The sequence below is a fragment of the Marinilactibacillus sp. XAAS-LB27 genome (assembly GCF_036039175.1).
Classification (GTDB): domain Bacteria; phylum Bacillota; class Bacilli; order Lactobacillales; family Carnobacteriaceae_A; genus Marinilactibacillus.
Map to the genome: position 1 here is coordinate 14,057 of NZ_JAYXKP010000004.1, position 16,447 is coordinate 30,503.

Below are 16,447 nucleotides of genomic sequence, written 5' to 3' on the forward strand. Positions count from 1 at the left end.
AGTTAAAGGGGCGAGTGTGTGTCAATTTTTGAAAATTGGATCGAGTATTTAAATGACGCAGGATTATCGTATTGGCTAGGTGGAATCCTTGGCGTTATTGGGATATTCGTTATCAGGTTTGTTTTAAAGAAAATTGGAAAACGATTGATTCAATCTGAAAGATTGGTCGCTTTATGGAAAACATTTCTTAACTGGAGTACGCTTTTTATACTCATCATTTTCCTATTGAGTTATTTATCGAATACACCTTGGCTTTACGATACATTGTTTGTTTTCGGAGATACGAACGTCTCCATTTTCTTGGTTTTAGCTGTTTTGTTTGTTGTAGTGGTTGCTGTCCGGTTTTCAAATGCAGTCAAACGGTATGTGCTTCCTACTCTGTATTCAAAATATGAATTAGATAGAGGAATGCAGGCAACATTCAATACATTATTTCAATACGTCGTCGTAGCGATTGCGATTCTAGTGGCTCTTTCTTCTTTAGGTTTCAACCTAACAAGTCTGACCGTTGTCGTCAGTGTATTAGGAGTTGGAATTGGGTTTGGACTTCAAAACATTATGTCTAACTTTATTTCAGGTCTGATTATTTTATTTGAACGTCCCGTGAAGGTGGGCGACCGTATTATTATTGATGATACGATTGCGGATGTAGAAGAAATTAAAATGCGTGCAACGATTGTGCGGACAAGAGCGAATGAGCGAATGATTATTCCAAATTCATTTTTCTTGGAAGAAAAATTTATCAACCGTTCTTACGCCGATACTCGTTTAAGAATTTCCATACAGGTTGGTGTATCTTACGATAGTGACGTCAAACTAGTCAAAAGATTACTAGAAGAATCAGTTGTGGAGTTAAAAGAAGAGAAATGGCACAATATATTAAACGATCCAAAACCTAGAGTGTTTTTCGAAGCTTTTGGAGATTCCTCTTTGGACTTCAAGGTTTGGTTTTGGATTGATCAACAAACGGATGAAAGAGAATTTCGTGTACCGAGTGACTTAAGATTCAAGATATTTGAAAAATTCAATGAACATGATATTGAAATTCCTTTCCCACAAAGAGATTTGCACATGATTGACCCCTCTCAAAAATAAAGAATTTTCTAAAAATCTGACTCAATTGATGGGCCAGATTTTTTCTTTTAAAAGATCATGAGTTATAAAAAAAGTCAGTGAAAAAAATAATCAGTCAATTGCTTTGTAAGATCCATACAAAGAAACCGACTATACTATTCAATATATCCTATATATTTCCCAAAAAAAGTATAGAAATGTCACATGAGCTTAGGTATAATGAGATTATTATAATTATATTTATATTACAAAGGGAACGAGGCATCATGACATGAGATTAGGGGAGAAAATCAAAAGAAGAAGAAAAGAAATTGGCATGACACAAATCGATCTCGCTGAAGGTATCTGTACACAAGCTATGGTTAGTCGACTTGAGAAACAAAAAGTTCGACCTAGTCGAGATTTGATGGAAAAACTCGCGGATAGAATGGATACACCCATGAGTTTCTTTTATGGAGAAGATTCTTTGGAAACAAGACATTCTCAAGTGAGTCAGTTATGTAGAATGGTCAGACAACATCTTGATCGGAGAGAATATGATTCGGTGGCGTACTTAGTGGAGTCGAACCATGAGTTAATAGCGAGATCTGTAGGGGATGATAAGCTATTTTTCGAGTGGATAAAAGGGCTGTTGTATACGCACAGAGATGGAGATTACAAAAAAGCACTGAATCATCTGATTTCTATCGAAGAAGGCACGAAAAAAGGGGAATTACGTGTCGAAATCATTGATAGTATTGGAAACCAGTATCAAAGAATCCATGAATACAAGAAAGCTGAAGAGTACTACCAAAAAGGATTCGAGTCTTTCTCAGAATGGATGGGACATGAAAAGAAAGCGAAGCTATTGCTGAATTATTCTTTATGTCTTTCCAAGCAAGAAAAAAATCGCGAGTCACTGGAAAAAGTATTACAGGGACTGGAGTTACTGATTCAGAACAATACACTCTTTTTACTGGGGGATTTCTTTTATCAAAAAGGGTATTGTTTAGAACATTTGGATCAAGTTCGCCAAGCGGTCGAATCGTATAAGAAAGCTGCATTTATATTCGATATTCAACAAAATGAACGATTCGTTACAATGGCAAATCTAGCAATCGATGAATTGGCAGAAACGGAAGTAGAACAGAATGGATAACACAAAAAAGGCACAGTATCTGTCCCAGGCGGATCGATTCTGTGCCTTTTTTTGTAGAGAAGCAAATGAGACATCTAACTAAAAGAGAAGCAAATACTTTTTTATTACGTTAGCTTAATGGTGGTAAGTGATGTTCAATCAGAATTCTTTTTGACTCTAACCATTCAGGAAGCTGAAGCTTTTCGCCTAACTGCTCTATAGGTTCATCGACAGAAAATCCAGGTGTATCTGTAGCGATTTCCATAATGATATCTCCATGTTCTTTGAAGTACATTGCTTTGAAATAATCACGATCTTTGATTTCGGTCGTTGGGTAACCATTATCCATTAAGAAGTTTTGCCATTCTAATTGATCCGCCTCATCTTTTGCGCGAAAAGCAATATGGTGAACAGTACCGACTCCGAAACTTCCAGTAACGGGTTCTACTTTTTTGATATCCAACGTATGCCCAACTTGTTCGCTAGCTTTGAATCTAGTATAGGTGGCAGACTCTGCTACTTGTTCAAACCCAAAAAATTGTTTGACCAATTCTGATGTTTTGTGTACATGCGTTGATAATAATTGAGCGCCTGCGAATCCTAAAATCTTTTTATCATCGGGAATGTCTGAAGATGCCCATGGATGAGTGAGGGATCCCGAACGTGCAATTAAACCTAAACTCAAGCCGTGCGGATCACTGAAGTAAAGTGTTTCTTCATCAAATACTGTTTCGCGAGCAACTTCAATATTAAAAGATTGGAGTCTCTCTAACCAGAAATCCAACGCTCTTGTATCCACTTGAAAGAAGGTCGTACCAACCTGTCCAGTCCCAACAGTTCCTTTATAAGCATTTGGCCATGGGAAAAAGGTCATGATCGTTCCAGGGCTTCCTGTTTCATCTCCGAAATATAAGTGATACGTTCCTGGATCGTCAAAGTTTACCGTTTTTTTGATTAATCGTAATCCAAGAACGGATGAATAGAAGGCGACAGTCTCTTTAGGATTACCAACAATTGCGGAGACGTGATGAATACTCGTTGTTTTTTTCATTTTTTACCCTCCTAATATTTACCTCATATAAATTTATCTCTAATTCGTAATAATATTCATAAATGTATTCTATTCCTATCGGATAACAATGTCAACAGATCATCAAGTACATTTAAAATTAAAATAAATCACTAAAATAGTAGTGTAAAAATTGAAATATTATTTCATTTCATACATAATAAAGTGGAAATGAACTATTGCGAAGCAGAGAGGATGTTCGATTATGCTGGGAGCATCGATTTATTTGTCAGAGAGCGAAGAAATGAATCTTAAAATGATAGATATTTTACACATGAGAGGCATCAAAAAGCTATTCACCTCTCTTCATATACCAGAAGAGAATCCTAAACAAACCTTAATTGGACTTAAAAAGATTCTATCCAAAATCCAATTGAATCATATGACGCTTACGGTCGATGTTTCAGCAGGAACACTTGAGCAGTACGGTCTATCTAAAGAAGAAGCAACAGTTTTTTTTACAGATCTTGGCGTGACAAGTTTGAGAATGGATTATGGTTTTTCTCACAAAGAAATCAAACAACTCAGTGACACTTTTGAGATTGTATTGAACGCCAGTACAATTACTGAAGAAACGTGCCAGTCCTTAATAGAAGCTGGTTTGGATCTCACCAATATTACGGTATGCCACAATTACTATCCTAGAGAAAACACAGGATTGGACTTGGCCTTTTTTCTCAGAAGAAATCAGTTTTTAAAAGAAAAAGGATTCACTATTCAAGCTTTTATTCCAGGTGATTTAAAGAAAAGAGGTCCAATTTATGCGGGACTACCAACACTGGAAGCACACAGAGGGACAGACCCTTTACTAGCTTATCTTGAACTTAAGGAACACTACCTTGTAGACGAGGTTTTGATTGGAGATATCATGATGACAGAAGATGCTCTGGATAGAATCGTTAAATGGGAAAAAGAGCATCTGATGGTTCTTCCTGTTCAATTACTATCGAAGGATCTGCCAGAAAACTTTTATGCTATCCATCGAAATAGACAAGATGTGGCTAGGGATGTGGTTCGTTCAGAAGATTCTCGCGTTGTACTGAAAACAAAAGAAATCCAGCCACGTGCTGTAAAGGATCGACCAATTGGAACGGTCACACTGGACAACGACTTATACAGAAGATATAAGGGAGAACTACAGATTACAAAAAGGGCGTTACCAGCAGATGATAAAGTCAATGTACTGGCCAGTGTTCAAGAGAAATCGCTTGGATTACTCGAGTACATTATTGAAGGCGTAAAATTTCAATTTATGGAGGGGTCAGAGTAAATGAGTACAGAAAATAGAAATCAGAAATCGATGGAGCTGGACCGTTTATCTATAAAAGAAATGACGCGATTGATGAATGAAGAAGATGCAACTGTTCCAACGGTCATCCAAGAAAATCTGGATGCAATCAACCAATTGATTGAAGCGGTATACGAACGTATGGAAAAAGGTGGGCGCTTGTTTTATATGGGCGCTGGAACGAGTGGGCGCTTAGGCATACTAGATGCTGCTGAATGTGTGCCGACTTTTGGTATTTCACCTGAATGGGTGCAAGGCATCATTGCGGGTGGAGAAAAAGCAGTCGTAGAAGCGGTAGAAGGAGCAGAAGACTCCTCGGAATTGGCTGAAGAAGATTTGAAACATGTTGAATTAAGTGAAAAAGATGTTGTGATCGGTATAGCAGCAAGTGGAAGAACACCATATGTAAAAGGAGCGCTTCTTTATGCGCGTTCAGTCGGTGCTCAAACTGGATCCATTTCTAATAACGCAGATGCAGCCATCAGTAAACTGGCGAATTTCCCTGTAGAAGTAGCAACTGGCCCAGAAGTCTTAACGGGATCTACAAGACTAAAAGCTGGGACGGCTCAGAAATTTGTACTGAATATGATCTCTACCGTGACTATGGTAAAATTGGGTAAAGCTTACGAGAATTTGATGGTAGATGTTCAGGCGACAAATGAAAAGTTGGTAGATCGTTCTAAAAGAATTATTATGGAAGCGACGGAGTGTTCATTTGAAGAAGCTGAAAAGTACTATCAAGAATCTGGTTCTGTCAAAACAGCCATCGTTCAGATTCTAGCTAACACAACCATGGAGGACGCTAATGCGCTGCTAGAGGAACATAACGGTCGTGTGCGTCAGTCCATTCAATCAAGAGACTAAAGGGCAGTTCATTAAAAGCATCAAAGGACGGATCATATGACTGAGAAAAACATTTTAGGAAGAATCAATAGTATTAAAGACCAATTACCCAGAGCGGAAAAGAAAATTGCTGAGTTTATCTTGGATAAACCAGAAGAAATCGTGAACATGACGGCTTCTAAATTAGGGACAGCTTCTGAATCAAGTGCAGCGACCGTCATCAGGTTGTGTAAGCGAGTGGACATTTCAAGTTTTACTCAGCTCAAGGTACTGATTTCAAGAGAAGTTACGCATACCAATCCGGTTGGCTATTCAGATATTACGCCAGACGAACCACTAGAAGATATTATGGATAAGTTACTTGGAAACGCCTTTCAAACGATGCAAGATACTGTTTCTGTTATTCAAGAACAGCCCTTGTTAGAAGCTGTAGAAGCTATGAAAGCTTCTTCCATCATCTATCTATTTGGAATTGGCGCTTCAAGTTTGGTGGCAGAGAATATTGCGCATAAGTGGAGTAGAATCGGCAAAACATGTATCAGCTTCAAAGACCCACATGCCTTACTTGCGGCAATGTCTTCTACAAAAAAAGGACAGGTTTTTATAGGTGTTTCCAATTCTGGAGAGACAAAAGAAATCATTAAAATCATGGAACTGGCTAAAGAAAATGGGAGTCAAACGATTGCGCTAACCCAATTTGGTAAGAATAGTTTAACGAAAAAGGCAGACATCTCACTTCAACATGTTAGAGCGCAAGAAGGGGCAGTCAGAAGTGCCGCAACCAGTTCTTTACACGCTCAGTTTATTTTAGTAGATATCTTGTTTTATGCGTATGCTTCAAAAAACTACGATAAGATTATTGATCAAATAAGGTATTCAAGAGAGCAGATCGAGAAATATAGTTCGTAATCGTCCATACAAATCAAACCGCTAAAAAGCAATTGTGATTGCTTTAGCGGTTTTTGTATATACAAGTGGATCAAGTATTATAAAAAAATAGAAAGGGTGGTAACAATGACGAAGATTCCTAAGAATTTTAAGGAATTAATGGTAAAGAACTACGGTTCTAAAGTTGAGAACTGGGTCAGTGCGCTACCTGATCTCTTATCAAAGAGCGAAGCGATTTTTGGTGTTCACCACCTCAGACCGTTCGATGACTTATCCTATAATTATGTTGCAGAAGGCATGGTTGGTGGGTTACCTGTTGTACTGAAACTATCATTTGAGAAAGAATCACTCAGAAAAGAAAAAGATGTTCTAAAGGCATTTGAAGAAAGAGGGGGTGTTCGAGTTTTGGATTACAATGAGGAACTTGGTGCACTCTTACTCGAAAAAGTTGTCCCTGGAAATTCTCTAGTAGAGATAGGAGATGATCAAAAAGAGGTTGAACAGTTTTGCCAAGTCTTTGATCGACTCCATCAAAAGCAAGATAGTATTAACAGTGAAGGTGTACCGACATTGGTTGAATGGTTCTCTGCTCTAGGGCGGTACCGAGAAAATGAGGGAACTACTGGCGTTATTCCAGAAGAAGAGATGATCTTAGCTGAACAGTTATTAGAAGAACTGATTCAAACGACTACAAATCCTGTGTTGATTCATGGAGATTTGCACCACGGGAATATATTGAAGAACCAAGGCGGTGGCTGGAAGGTTATTGATCCAAAAGGATTGTTTGGAGATACTCATTTTGAGACCATTCAATATTTGTTGAATTACATAAATCGGCAGGGCGATTCAGATATTGTTTTAGAACGGAGAATACGGTGGATGTCCTCTTATTTGAATTTAGACCAAATACGCATCACAAAATGGGGAATCGTCCGTGGTGTTCTTGAAGCCTGTTGGGCATTGGAGAATGGAGAAGAGCCAAACAATGGACTTGAAATAACTAACCGGTTCAAAATGCGACTAAGATCGTTAGTAAAAAGTGAAGAAGGAGAAAAATAATAAGCGTTATTTTTGATAATAGAGAAGAATTTTGACATTAGATTGAAAATCGATGTAAAGGGTTGGCTTTTTGTATATCTACTTGAGTTATTGACAAAAGTAAACCTAGCTGTTGAAAGGTTTGGTATGCTAAACTAAACATAATAATTTAAAGGAGTGATTTAAATGACTTACATAATGAATGAACTGGTGACTGAAAAGTAAGAAGCAACAGTATTCTTCTTTTCAGCGTAAAAACAACTGAGGAAAGAGGAATAAAATGTATACGGATAATGAACTGACGATTCGCCCAATAGAATCAAAAGATTTATTGAGGTTTTGGGAGCTAGATTGTAAAGAAGAAGCACCGGAGTGGAAACAGTGGGATGCGCCTTATTATCCTCATCAAAGCAAAACGTACGAGGAATTTCTGACCGATTCTGATCATTGGGTAGGACAAGATGACGCATGGGCGATAGAAGTTGCGGGTGTATTTGTAGGTGTGGTCACGTACTACTGGGAACATGAACCGTCTAAGTGGCTAGAGTGTGGGATTGTTCTTTATGAATCTGAGAACTGGGGAAAAGGGATTGGAACACGTGCGTTGAATCTATGGGTGAACCACTTGTTCCAAACACTACCGTTAAGGCGAGTAGGTTTTGCGACTTGGTCTGGAAACAAACGGATGATGGCGCTTGGAGATAAATTAGGGATGACCCTTGAGGCAAGGCTTCGAGAAGTCAGATTCCATAATAATCATTATTATGACTCCATTCGTTACGGTGTTTTGCGAGAAGAATGGCAAGAGTCAACAAGAACATTAAGAGAATGACTTCAGATAAAAAGACAAGCGAGCAGGCTATTAGAGGCTTCGCTTGTCTTTTTATATAGAACAATATAATTCAGTTTAAAGGACTGCACTATTTTACATACGTACTGTATGTATGTTAAAGTGTATTTATAAATTAAAGGAGAGTGATTTAAGTGAATTGGAATAGTTTCTACCCTGTATTAATGACGGATAAGATTGCAGCTAGCCGTGATTTTTATACAAAATATTTTAATTATTCAATATCGTTTGAAGCAGATTGGTACGTTAGCCTGGTCAATAGTAAAACTGGGGATGAGCTAGCTTTACTAGATTCCGAACACGAGACTATACCCGAGAAATTTAGAAAACCAGTACAAGGGCTACTACTAAATATAGAAGTGGATGACGTAGACAGTATTTATCAAAAATTAGTCGTAGAAAATCACTTGCCGATTCACTTATCCTTGCGTGATGAAGCTTTTGGTCAACGACACTTTATGATTAGTGATCCAAACAACATTCTTATAGATGTTATAGAAGTGATTCCTATGGATGAAACCTATATCGAGAATTACAAAGAGGATACGAGAGAAGAGGGATAATCTTGGGAGCGTACTATCCGATCAAATATTATTTTGATAAAGCATTAGCCGAAAAATTGGCTTTATTGCTCACAACTCAAGATCAGAGCTTTCCGAGCAAACAGTTTATCGAAACCGTTTCGATCAGAGTTCAAGATAAGGAATTGAAAGAGAGAGTCGCAGTCATTGCTGAAGAGTTGTACGCTGCACTACCTAAAGACTATCCGCAGGCACTTTCACTTTTGATGATGATTTTGGGGCCGAAAAATTTAAAAGAAAGTGGTATGTTCACAAATGGTTATTTTCTCATGCCGGTTGCTTATTATGTGGAGAAATATGGAGTGTCACATCTAGAGCAATCTATGGATGCTCTTTATGAAATCACACAACGTCATACTTCCGAGTACGCAATTCGTCCCTTTATACTGAAGAATACTGATCAATGTCTAGCGTATCTATATCAATGGAGAGAAGATTCAAATGCTCATGTACGCCGTTTGGTAAGCGAGGGGACACGACCAAGACTTCCGTGGGCCAAAAAAATGGGGTTTCTAAAGTCGGATATTCACCAAAATCTTCTTTTACTGGATGCTTTGAAAAACGACTCCTCTGAGTATGTTAGAAAATCCGTGGGAAATCACTTAAATGATTTATCCAAAGATGAACCAGAAATCGTGTTATCATGGATACAGGAAAAAGGACAGTCAATCCACCCGGGCGTTATAAAAAGAGGACTAAGAACCTTGGCAAAACAAGGAGATAGTAGAGCTCAATCTTTTTTAAAATGATTTTTAGAAAGGCACGATAGTATGAAAAGAACAAAAAAAGTAACAGACCAAACTATTCAACAGTTAATAGATATTGCAGCTAGATTATTTTCAGAGAATGGATACCATGATGTTTCGTTGGAAGAGATTGTACAAACCGCTCAATTAACCCGCGGGGCAGTGTATCATCATTTTAAAAACAAAAAAGGCTTATTTTATGCCGTGTTTGAACAGACTCATGAACGAGTAGCGGAAGAAATCAATAAGGTAGATGAAGAGATTCAAAATCCTTGGGAACAATTGATACAAGGATGTCTGCTTTTTGTTCAGACTGTTTCCAAAGAGACGTTTTATCGAATATTATTAATAGACGGACCCGCAGTATTAGGTTGGCAAACCTTTCGTGAGCTTGATCAAAAACACTCTATGCGCTTATTACAGGAACAGATCGAATATCTACAAAAAAATGGGACAATTAAGAAAACATCTTCGGCTGCTCTAACAAGTGCTTTATCAGGAGCGATAAACGATCTATCTTTGTGGGTAGCGGAGCAAAAAGATAAAGAAGAAGCCACCAAAGAAGCTGAGAATATTATTAACGGAATATTGAATGGCTTTAGAAAATAGATATTCTGCGAACAAGATATTTTGAAGATTTATAACTAATCGTGAAATACGACTCTTATGGGAGGAGTACACGTTGTGAAAAAACAAAACCAGATTAAATTTAACCTAAGAATCAAAGAAATAGTGATTGATTATGTAATAATCTTGGTCTTTTTATCCGCCGTGTTACTTTTAAATGTAACTTTTTACTTTTTAATATTAGGTAGAATTCCCGAGTTAACGATGCAGGCGTCTCAGATCGTAGCCACAGTAGAAACCGTTGTTCCAGTTATACTGATTTTTTCAATACTAGATTACAGAGCTCCTTATGGTTCATGCGGGAAAAGAAAAGTAGGACTCAAATTAATATATATAAAGCGGAATTACTGGAGAAGTCTACTCAGAAATGCTGTAAAATTCCTACCATGGCAGTTGGCCCATATCGGTGTAATCGAAGGTATATACACCGAATTCAGTACGCTAGGGTCGATTATTTATACAAATGCAGGGATTTTGCTCGCGCTTATCCTATTCGGAATGGGGGTGTTCCGCAAAGATAAACGGCATCTTGGAGATTTACTAGCGGGGACTCAAGTCGTTCAAAGCTTTACTTAACTACAAACGTTTCAAACAAATAAAGCGGTAGACTTGTCATCAAACAACTCGACCGCTTTATTTGTTTTTTTGATGCCCAAATTGAATATCATACTCCATCTGCCTAGCCGTGTTTTCACTCACGTTGCTTCCCAGTAGTTTCCCTACTAAATACAGAGATAATTCGATTCCTGCACTAATGCCTGCAGATGTCAGGATATGACCTTCGTCTACAAACTTTGTACTTCGTTTTACGTTAAGTGATGGAAAGCTCTCCGCCAGCCTGTCTATAGCGCTAAAATGCGTTGTTACTGTTTTACCTTCAAGTAATCCTGCTTTCGCTAGTAAGAATGCACCGGTACAGACAGAGGTAGTATATTCTGTTGTTTGATCTTGTTCTTTTATCCATTGATGCAAATCTTGATTATGTATTTCGAGTTCACGTGCTCCGTATCCACCGGGGACGACAAGGATATCTAAATCTGGATGGTCTTCAAAGCTGAAATCTGGTTGAACGCGAAGTCCGTTTCTAGCTTTAATCATCTGACCATCTTGAGAAATCGTAACAACCTTAAATGGCTTATCGTTTTTAGAGGAATCTTCTGTAACGGAAAACACTTCAAAAGGACCTGCAAAATCGAGTACTTCGACTTCGTTGAATAAAAGAATACCGACGATTTTCTGTTTCACTTTGATTACTCCTTTGTATAGTTACGCGTCTTTGCAATGTAATATGCCTGAATTGAGTATGGTTACAGAAAAACCATCCATTTAGGGCGAACCCAAAACGGATGGTCAACTATTTATATTAAAAGATTAGTGGTTCGTATTGTTATTAGAGTTTGATTTGTTCGAAGCTTTATCGACTTCTTTTGAAACGTCGTTTGCAGCTTGTTTTGTTGTTGATTTAAGATCTTCAGAAGCATTTACAGCTTCAGATTTGATGTCTTCAGATGCAGAATGTAATTGTTCTTTAAGATCTTGTGCAGTTTTAGCTAAAGTGATTTTGATGTTCTCAGATGCTTCACTTGCTGCGTGTGAAACTTCTTCTGATTTTCCTTTGGCCATACTTGCGTAGTCATTTGCCATTTCTTTTTTCTCGTTGAATTTTTTAGAAATGTCTTCACGTGTCTCTTTACCGCTTTTAGGTGCGAATAATAAAGCTACTGCTGCACCGAATAGTGCTCCTTTGATAAATTTCATGGTCATTTCCTCCTAATATCTAATTGCCTTACTAGTTCTTTCCCCTCATTATAGCGAATGTTATCGAACTTTCAAACAAGAAGCACTTACAAATTCAAAAATGCAAAAGGTAAAAAGATAAAATCTTCTAATTTACACTACTCCAAACTGAATAAAATTCGTTTATCAAAGCTAGCTGCAATCCGAAAGCTTGTTTTTAAAATGGGTAAAGATAGAGGACAAGATCAAAATTTATAACGATTGTGTTGATTTGACAAGGGGGCAACGAATCGTTGCTCACTGTTTTGAACCAGATAGCGTATAGTACTTACATAAGATACAAGAAAAAATCTATTTAATGGCGTTCAACATTAGTTGAGATTTAGTTGTTAAATGTGTTCGGTTTCTATTTAAAAGAACATTGTTATGTTATAGAGGTTTTGGTACAATTTTAATAGTTCGGGACTTTGTACGTTGAAACACATGATGATCGTTTTGTTCCATTATTTTAAAATACTTTTTCATCAAGAATCAATTGTACAAAAAGGTCAAAAAAGGAGTGTCGGTCGAGGTACGAATGACGATTTATGGTTTAGTTAGGGAAAAAATAATTAATCGAATTTGGAGGAGCATACTTAATGAATGAAGAAGTAAGAGTTAATCAAAGCAAGACCTTTCCATGGGGAGCGTTAGCAATATACATAGTGGTTGTACTTGGAATAGCAGTATATGGAGCGTTTTCGACAGATCCGATGATCCCAGAAGGTATCGATACAGAATCTCTAGCTGCTTTTGGAGTTATTGGCGCAATCGTTGGTGCAATTTTCTTGGTCATTGCTACGGCTATCCAATATGCCTTTATAAAATTTCCAACTCAATGGGTATCAAAAGAAGAACATGTTTACAAGTACGATATCTGGTCAGCGCTATTTTATTCAGGTGCAATTGGAGCGGTGATCAACTTTATGATCGGACAGCTTGGATATGGAGAAAATCTAATTTTAACATCTACAGTCAGTTTGATAACAACTGTGTTATTCTTATTATTTTATTTTTCAGGTGAAGAAAAAGAAAGCCACATCAAACGTGCAATCACAATTGTTCAAGTAGCGTGGTTAATTATTGGAATTGTATTGACGATTGCATTCCAAACAATTGGAAACAATATTTTACTTTAATCGAAAGAAGGACAGAAAATTGAAAAAATCTACTAAACCAACACCGACTCGCTCTTTTTCTAAGCGAGTTGGTGATAAAAAAGGGTTAATCACAGTAGGGATTATTGCTGTATTGATTGCCATCTTTTTTATCGTTCAAGCTTTTCAGGGGTCTGCTATTGGGACTGAAACAGAACAATTTTATTCTATCTATACGGTTAGAGAAGAAGATCCAGTATTGTTTGATGGGATCGTTCAAGCATCTGAAGTTCAGGAAGAATACTATGATGCATCAAATGGTGTGATTGGCGAACTACTCGTAGAGAACGGTCAGGAAGTAGAAGAAGGTACAGACTTATTTACATATACAAATGAAGAAAACCAGCAATTGTTGAATGAACAAAATCGTCAATATAGTCGATTGGAAAAAAGACGTTCTGAAGCTGAAACAGAACTAGCCAACGCTCGTAAAGCATCGGAAACAGCAGATGCAAATATTACTAAAAGTAACCGTGCAATAGAATCTGCCGGACAAAGCTCAGTAGATCAATTTGACGAAGAAAGTGAACAGTTTACGGTGAATACAGAACTGGACACTGCTCAAAATGATCTTTTACGTTATGAGTCGGATAAAGCAGAAGCAGATGCCACAGTTGATTCTGCTCAAATGTCGATAAGAGATTTGAACGAACAGATGGAAGATATCGAATTTGAAATCGAGCGATTACGCGGGGATATTACAACAACGGTTCAAGCGAATTTTGATGGGATTATCGAGTTGAATCAACCAAACATTTCAAGTATTCAAGCAAGTGAGGAACCGGTTATTCGTTTGATGTCTAAAGAACAAAAAATCGATGCATCTGTATCTGAATATGATTACGATAAAATCACTTTAGAGGATAAAGTGGAAATTAGCTTGATCACTTCAGATAGAGTCTTAGGTGGTACCGTTACAAAACTGAGTACGTTACCCATGCAAGCAAGTAGTGAAGGTGCTTCGTCCTCTTCTAGATACCCCTTTACCGTTATTCCGGAAGAGTCTATTCAATATGGATTTTCTGTTCAAATCGGAGTGAATGAAGGAATCGTTTACTTACCGCAGTCGGTCGTAGTTGAAGAAGAAGAAGGGACGATTGTCTTCGTTCATAATGAAGGTATTGTAGAACGCAGAGAGGTTCAAGTCACTGAGGATGGGAGCTTGTATATTCTAGAATCGGGTCTTGAAATGGATGAAGAAGTGATTATGGATCCGGATATGGAACTGGCTGATGGAGACGAAGTCGGTGTGTTCTATGATTAAATTGGAAAAAATTCGTAAAGCTTACAAAGCAGATAACGACTGGATTCCTGTATTAAAAGACGTAGATCTAGAAGTCATGGAAAAAGATTTTCTAGCGATCATGGGTCCTTCTGGTTCTGGGAAATCCACTTTACTCAACTTGATTGGTTTTGTAGACCGCCATTATTTAGGGAATTACAATCTTGAAGGAGAAATTGTAACGTCTAAAGGAGATGCAGATCTTTCTAGATTACGAAATCAACGTGTAGGATTTGTTTTTCAACAATTCAATTTGATTGAAACCTTAACGATTGAAGAAAATGTTGAATTGCCGCTACTTTACGATGGCTGGAATTACACTCAGACGAAAAGCAAAGTGCAAGAACTCCTAGAGAAATTGGGAATAGGAGACAAGGGCAAGAAATATCCAAAACAATTGTCCGGTGGCCAGCAACAAAGAGCCGCGATTGCGCGCGCGATTATTAATGATCCAGATTTCATATTAGCAGATGAACCAACAGGCGCGTTAGATACACAGACATCCAGTGACATAATGAACGTATTCAAAACATTAAATGAAGAAGAAGGTGTGACCATTATTTTAGTCACGCATGATCCTTCCACGGTCGAGTACTGTAATAGAGTCGTTCATATGCAGGATGGCGTACTGACCGAAGAAGTGAGGTAAGCAAATGAAGCCTATTGTATTTTTTAAAGGCGCGTGGAACGCGCTACTTAGAAACAAGAAACGAAGCTTTTTAACGATGATCGGGATTGTTATCGGAATTGCAGCTGTTAGTACGATCATGTCTATCGGTAGAGGATTCGAGAATTATGTTCTGGACTCTTTGAATCCTGATGAAGGAGAACTGTTGACCGTCAATATTCAATTTCAGTCAACTGATCCAGAGTGGATGTACGAGACAAACGAACCTTTATACTCTGACATGGATTTACAATCCATTCGCTATCTCCCAGGGGTGAATGATGTAGAAGTCGTGAATATGGATTATTTGTATGCCTCTTTAGAAACAATGATTGATGGAGAAGAAGGCTATGCAGAGGCTACACTGACAGAAGAGCAAGGAAGACCAGTGATCGCAGGTAGATCGCTTGATTCTATTGATAATGATCGAGAAAAAAGAGTGACCGTTGTACCTTTTTCGCTGATTCAAGACGTATACAGTACGGAAGAAAATGCGATTGGAAAAGGATTAACGCTAGGCGGTCAATTGTACACGATTGTTGGTGTGCACGGAGATGAGATTGATACATCAGGTTTCTTAGGTGGTTTCATGTCTGAAGAAATCGAAATTCCTTTAAATAGCTACAAACGATACCATGATCAGTTTTCTGTAGGAAACGAAATCAGTATCACAGTCGACAGAGGTTATCTTCCTTCAGAAGTAGCGGATGACACAGTTTTCCTTTTAGAAGATAATGGAACAATGCGCAACATGGGAAGCTACGAGTACTTTGATATGTCTGCTTTGGATGATGGTCTTTCTCAAGTATTGAGAGGGATTACACTGTTTGTTGCAAGTGTAGCTGGTATTTCACTATTTATAGCTGGAATCGGCGTTATGAACATGATGTATATTTCCGTATCTGAACGTACAAAAGAAATCGGGATTCGACGCGCATTAGGTGCTTCCCAGAAAAGCATTCGAGCACAATTCGTTTTAGAAGGCGTGATGATGACGAGTATTGGTGGCGTCGTGGGCTATTTACTAGGATGGATTTTTTCTGGAATCGCCTCAGTTTTCTTACCTTTCTCAACAGGAATAGATGTGTTGACGATTGTGATCTGTATTGGCGTTTCTGCTCTGGTTGGTCTGATATTCAGTTATGCACCAGCGAACGCTGCTAGCAAGAAAGAGATTATTGAGATTCTTTAAGACTGATGGGGGCGTTAGACTAGATGAACCGATATGTTGAGTTCACCAAACATAAATTTTTAGAAGACAAGTGCAATCAGCAAAAACAACTCGTATTCTTAATGATTTTCTTGATTCTTTTGTTCTTACTAAGAAATCGTCTCGATCTTTTCTTAATCACTTACACTGTGATTTATCCTATAAGTTATCTTTTAAATTGTGTAGTGCAATTCAAAAATCAAGACAGTGAAATACCGATAGAGTAACCATAAA

Annotated in this window: 18 protein-coding genes; 15 read left to right on the plus strand and 3 right to left on the minus strand. The window is 37.9% G+C overall.

The window, feature by feature from the left end; translation table 11 throughout:
* Window positions 1-18 precede the first annotated feature (18 nt).
* Together VXN63_RS06395 and VXN63_RS06400 are read left to right on the plus strand one after the other, a co-directional pair.
* The gene (locus VXN63_RS06395; protein WP_327757185.1) at window positions 19-1,095 is read left to right on the plus strand and encodes a mechanosensitive ion channel family protein; all 1,077 of its coding nucleotides are present in this window, start codon (window positions 19-21) and stop codon (window positions 1,093-1,095) included.
* 250 nt (window positions 1,096-1,345) lie between these two features.
* Window positions 1,346-2,212, plus strand: a complete 867-nt coding sequence (locus tag VXN63_RS06400) for a helix-turn-helix domain-containing protein (RefSeq protein ID WP_327757186.1) — start codon at window positions 1,346-1,348, stop codon at window positions 2,210-2,212.
* Between the two features lie 109 nt (window positions 2,213-2,321).
* On the opposite strand, the gene VXN63_RS06405 is transcribed toward VXN63_RS06400, so the two are convergent.
* Entirely contained in the window at window positions 2,322-3,242 is a 921-nt protein-coding gene (locus VXN63_RS06405; protein ID WP_327757187.1) for a VOC family protein, read from the minus strand.
* A gap of 223 nt (window positions 3,243-3,465) precedes the next feature.
* Here VXN63_RS06405 and VXN63_RS06410 point away from each other — a divergent pair, with 223 nt between their 5' ends.
* The 9 genes from VXN63_RS06410 (at window position 3,466) to VXN63_RS06450 (ending at window position 10,697) form a co-directional block, all read left to right on the plus strand.
* On the plus strand, window positions 3,466-4,530 hold the full coding sequence (locus VXN63_RS06410; RefSeq protein WP_327757188.1) for a DUF871 domain-containing protein: 1,065 nt from the start codon (window positions 3,466-3,468) through the stop codon (window positions 4,528-4,530).
* Complete coding sequence (gene murQ, locus VXN63_RS06415; RefSeq protein WP_327757189.1) at window positions 4,531-5,412, plus strand: N-acetylmuramic acid 6-phosphate etherase; 882 nt, start codon at window positions 4,531-4,533, stop codon at window positions 5,410-5,412.
* A 36-nt stretch (window positions 5,413-5,448) separates the two neighbouring features.
* Window positions 5,449-6,300, plus strand: a complete 852-nt coding sequence (locus VXN63_RS06420; protein ID WP_327757190.1) for a MurR/RpiR family transcriptional regulator — start codon at window positions 5,449-5,451, stop codon at window positions 6,298-6,300.
* 105 nt (window positions 6,301-6,405) lie between these two features.
* Window positions 6,406-7,338, plus strand: a complete 933-nt coding sequence (locus VXN63_RS06425; protein ID WP_327757192.1) for an aminoglycoside phosphotransferase family protein — start codon at window positions 6,406-6,408, stop codon at window positions 7,336-7,338.
* A 259-nt stretch (window positions 7,339-7,597) separates the two neighbouring features.
* Window positions 7,598-8,149: a GNAT family N-acetyltransferase gene (locus VXN63_RS06430; protein ID WP_327757194.1), complete on the plus strand. Its 552-nt coding sequence runs from the start codon at window positions 7,598-7,600 to the stop codon at window positions 8,147-8,149.
* A gap of 152 nt (window positions 8,150-8,301) precedes the next feature.
* Complete coding sequence (locus VXN63_RS06435) at window positions 8,302-8,730, plus strand: VOC family protein (RefSeq protein ID WP_327757195.1); 429 nt, start codon at window positions 8,302-8,304, stop codon at window positions 8,728-8,730.
* 2 nt (window positions 8,731-8,732) lie between these two features.
* Complete coding sequence (locus VXN63_RS06440) at window positions 8,733-9,497, plus strand: DNA alkylation repair protein (protein ID WP_327757196.1); 765 nt, start codon at window positions 8,733-8,735, stop codon at window positions 9,495-9,497.
* 21 nt (window positions 9,498-9,518) lie between these two features.
* Window positions 9,519-10,103, plus strand: coding sequence for a TetR/AcrR family transcriptional regulator (locus tag VXN63_RS06445; protein WP_327757197.1), 585 nt, complete (start codon window positions 9,519-9,521; stop codon window positions 10,101-10,103).
* A gap of 75 nt (window positions 10,104-10,178) precedes the next feature.
* The gene (locus VXN63_RS06450) at window positions 10,179-10,697 is read left to right on the plus strand and encodes an RDD family protein (RefSeq protein WP_327757198.1); all 519 of its coding nucleotides are present in this window, start codon (window positions 10,179-10,181) and stop codon (window positions 10,695-10,697) included.
* Window positions 10,698-10,754: 57 nt separating this feature from the next.
* Here VXN63_RS06450 and VXN63_RS06455 read toward each other — a convergent pair whose 3' ends face one another.
* Window positions 10,755-11,366, minus strand: a complete 612-nt coding sequence (locus tag VXN63_RS06455) for a DJ-1/PfpI family protein (protein ID WP_327757199.1) — start codon at window positions 11,364-11,366, stop codon at window positions 10,755-10,757.
* A gap of 126 nt (window positions 11,367-11,492) precedes the next feature.
* Window positions 11,493-11,879: a YtxH domain-containing protein gene (locus VXN63_RS06460; protein WP_327757200.1), complete on the minus strand. Its 387-nt coding sequence runs from the start codon at window positions 11,877-11,879 to the stop codon at window positions 11,493-11,495.
* A gap of 617 nt (window positions 11,880-12,496) precedes the next feature.
* On the opposite strand from VXN63_RS06460, the gene VXN63_RS06465 reads away from it, so the two are divergent.
* Genes VXN63_RS06465 through VXN63_RS06480 form a run of 4 tightly spaced genes read left to right on the plus strand, consistent with a single transcriptional unit; the run spans window position 12,497 to window position 16,195 of the window.
* A complete protein-coding gene (locus tag VXN63_RS06465; RefSeq protein WP_327757201.1) occupies window positions 12,497-13,036 on the plus strand; it encodes a hypothetical protein in 540 nt (179 codons plus the stop codon).
* Between the two features lie 19 nt (window positions 13,037-13,055).
* The gene (locus VXN63_RS06470; protein WP_327757202.1) at window positions 13,056-14,318 is read left to right on the plus strand and encodes an efflux RND transporter periplasmic adaptor subunit; all 1,263 of its coding nucleotides are present in this window, start codon (window positions 13,056-13,058) and stop codon (window positions 14,316-14,318) included.
* A complete protein-coding gene (locus VXN63_RS06475; RefSeq protein ID WP_327757203.1) occupies window positions 14,311-14,985 on the plus strand; it encodes an ABC transporter ATP-binding protein in 675 nt (224 codons plus the stop codon). The genes VXN63_RS06470 and VXN63_RS06475 overlap by 8 nt, the downstream gene beginning before the upstream one ends.
* A 4-nt stretch (window positions 14,986-14,989) precedes the next feature.
* Window positions 14,990-16,195 carry an ABC transporter permease gene (locus VXN63_RS06480; RefSeq protein ID WP_327757204.1) on the plus strand — a complete coding sequence of 402 codons (1,206 nt, stop codon included), beginning with the start codon at window positions 14,990-14,992 and terminating at the stop codon, window positions 16,193-16,195.
* Window positions 16,196-16,447: the final 252 nt, after the last annotated feature.